Genomic DNA, 2112 nt, shown 5'->3' on the forward strand with positions numbered 1-2112 from the left:
GCCGTCCGAGCCGGGCCGCGTGACCGCGCCCGCCGCGCGGGGCCCGGCCGCGACGGCCGAGGACCCGGCGGCCGCGCTGGGGCTCACGCCCCGGGAGCGCGACGTGCTGCGCCTGGTGGCCGCGGGGCTCAGCAACCGGCAGATAGCCGGGGAGCTGTTCATCTCGCCGAAGACGGCGAGCGTGCACGTCTCCAACATCCTGGCCAAGCTGGAGGTGTCGGGCCGCGGCGAGGCGGCGGCCCTGGCCCACCGGCTCCGCCTGGTGGACGACCTGACCGGGGAGCCCGCCCTGGGCTGACCACCCGGCCGCACCCGCCCCCGGCTGGCGGCTCGGCCCTCGCGGGGCCTGCTCAGCCCCGGCGGGGACGTATGACGACGTGGCCGGAGTCGAGGTCCACGGGCCCGCGGCCCGGGTCGCCGTCGCCCACGTCGTCCACGGTCAGTTCCAGCCGGTTGCGCTCTTCCTCGGTGTGTTTGCGTCCCGGAGCGAACAGCTCCTCAAGGATGTTGAACACGGCGACCCCCATGGGCGTGCGGCTGCCGCCAGTGTAAGCCGGGCCCCCGTGCGGGAGCCCCGGTCGTACGGGACGTGAAGACCGGCCCGGCCGCGGCGCGAAAGGGGCGCCTCGGCAGCGGGCCGGGAAGGCCTCTGGACGCCCGCCTCGCCCCGTCCGCGCACCCCGCGCGGTCGCCACAGTCCCCGTCCGCGCACCCGCGCCGGGGCTCAGGACCCGGCGGACGGCTGTCGGCTCAGGAGATCTCCACGCGCAGCAGGAGGTCGTCCCGGCGGCTCGGCTTGCCGCGCCCGTCGGTGTTGCTGGTGGTCAGCCACAGCCCGCCGTCGTCCGTGGCCACCACCGACCGCAGCCGCCCGTACTCCCCGGCCGATTCCCCGTCCTTCCCGCCGAAGAAGGACTGCGGCTTCGCCACCGGCCGTGTGCCGTCCAGCGGCACGCGCCACAGCCGCTCGCCGCGCAGGCCCGCCAGCCAGATCGAACCCTCGGCGTAGGCGATACCGCTCGGCGAGGCGTCGGCGGGCTTCCACTGCTCGACCGGGTCCACCATGCCGTCCTCGCCCGCCTTGCCCTCGGCGTCGGGCCAGCCGTAGTTCCGGCCGGGCTGGATGAGGTTCAGCTCGTCCCAGGTGTCCTGGCCGAACTCGCTCGCCCACAGCCGCTTGTCGTCGTCCCAGGCCAGGCCCTGCACGTTGCGGTGGCCGACGGTGTAGACCACGGAGTCCGGGGACGGGTTGCCGACCCCCGGCTCGCCGTCGGGGGTCATGCGCAGGATCTTGCCGCCCAGCGACTCCTGGTCCTGGGCGAGCGCGCGGTCGCCCGTCTCGCCGGTGCCCGCGTACAGCATCCGGTCCGGGCCGAAGGCGATCCGCCCGCCGTTGTGCAGGGTGCCCTTGGGGATGCCCTTGAAGACCGTGTCGGGCGCGCCCAGCTGGTCGCCCGGCGCGCGCTGCTCGTCGTACAGCATGCGGGCGACGCGGTTGTCGGAGTCGGTGGTGAAGTACGCGTACACCAGGTGGTCGGCGCCGAAGTCCGGCGACACGGCGATCCCGAGCAGTCCGCCCTCGCCGCCGGGGGACACGCCCGGCACCGAGCCCAGTTCCGTCTTGCGGCCGCTGTCCGCCGCGATCCTGACGATCTTCCCGGTGTCCCGGGAGGACACCAGCACGTCGCCGCCGGGCAGCGCGGCCAGACCCCAGGGCGAGTCGAGCCCCGTCGCGACCGTACGGACCACCTTCGCCGATCCCTTGGCGGGCGGCGCCGTGGAACTGGGCGAGGCGGAGCCCGGCGCGCTGGAGCGCTCGCCGGACGCGGAGCGCGAGGGGCCGGTGGTGCGCTGCCCGAAGCGGGGACCGTCGCCGTCCGACGAGCAGCCCGCCGCCAGCAGCAGCGCGGCGGCGGCGAGCGCGGCGGTCACACCTGGACGTCGCACGGTCGGTTCCTCTCCTCGCAGGACGGGCGCCCGAAAGCGGGAGCAACGGGCTTCCCGCCCGCCGCACCTGACTCTTATACACCGCAGCCCGCCGCGCGGTTCCCGGCGAGCCGCCCCGCCGCCCGGCCGCCGCCGCCCGGCCCGCGCCCCCGCCCCGGGCCGCCC

General features: G+C 76.2%; 3 protein-coding genes. 1 reads left to right on the forward strand and 2 read right to left on the reverse strand.

The window, feature by feature from the left end:
* Positions 1–298 (forward strand): response regulator transcription factor (locus RKE29_RS29550; protein WP_312008784.1); only part of this gene is annotated, 298 nt, incomplete at its 5' end.
* A gap of 52 nt (positions 299–350) precedes the next feature.
* On the opposite strand, the gene RKE29_RS29555 is transcribed toward RKE29_RS29550, so the two are convergent.
* Both RKE29_RS29555 and RKE29_RS29560 read right to left on the reverse strand, forming a co-directional pair.
* A complete protein-coding gene (locus RKE29_RS29555) occupies positions 351–515 on the reverse strand; it encodes a DUF6191 domain-containing protein (protein ID WP_312008788.1) in 165 nt (54 codons plus the stop codon).
* 235 nt (positions 516–750) lie between these two features.
* Complete coding sequence (locus RKE29_RS29560) at positions 751–1947, reverse strand: PQQ-dependent sugar dehydrogenase (protein ID WP_312008786.1); 1197 nt, start codon at positions 1945–1947, stop codon at positions 751–753.
* Positions 1948–2112 lie beyond the last annotated feature (165 nt).

The organism is Streptomyces sp. B1866, assembly GCF_031932565.1.
Taxonomy (GTDB): Bacteria; Actinomycetota; Actinomycetes; order Streptomycetales; family Streptomycetaceae; genus Streptomyces.